This window comes from Serratia sp. ASV30 (assembly GCF_016428815.1).
Taxonomy (GTDB): domain Bacteria; phylum Pseudomonadota; class Gammaproteobacteria; order Enterobacterales; family Enterobacteriaceae; genus Chania; species Chania fonticola_C.
The window spans coordinates 1-559 of sequence record NZ_JAELTL010000180.1 but is presented as its reverse complement, the minus strand read 5'-3'; the positions used below and the strand labels follow the sequence as shown (position 1 = coordinate 559).

Genomic DNA, 559 nt, shown 5'->3' with positions numbered 1-559 from the left:
TTGCGCGATGATATAAATGGGGTAATGCAGTTGTTTAAAGGCATTTCAGATCAGAAACATTAATAGGAAAAATTACAAAAAAAACAGCATGTTACTTTCCTAAATCGTAATGCGACAGAGTCGTTCTTTCAGCCCAGAACAGAGTCCCAACAGGCGATGCATATCCTACACTGGGTCAGAGAATCAGTGGTCAGGGATAAGGTTAAAACCACAAATCAGATGCATGCCTTTTTACTGGAATTTAGTGCCAGCGCACCAAAGGGGCCAACATTGAGAAAGTGTTTCGCAGAAATTTTGGATACGAACCAGTTTCCTAGTCATCAAATGGCCACGGCTATGGCCATGATCCACGCATTGAACCCAATGACATCTAGTGCTGCAACACTCCCTTTCTACCTATGCACCGCTTACCTTCAATGGTACCAATCCCCCATATCCTTTTCACCTATCCCTAGGTTTGAGCTTTTGTTACAATCAATTCCCTGTAGATTTTCATAAACTTGATAGCAATAGGTTATCAAAGAGTTGCATGCCTGTCTCTTATACACATCTCCGAGCC

1 pseudogene is annotated in these 559 nt (G+C 42.2%); it reads left to right on the top strand.

The window, feature by feature from the left end:
• Positions 1-123: 123 nt before the first annotated feature.
• Positions 124-265 (top strand): annotated as a pseudogene (locus JHD74_RS25995) (IS110 family transposase); the annotation flags it as partial.
• Positions 266-559 lie beyond the last annotated feature (294 nt).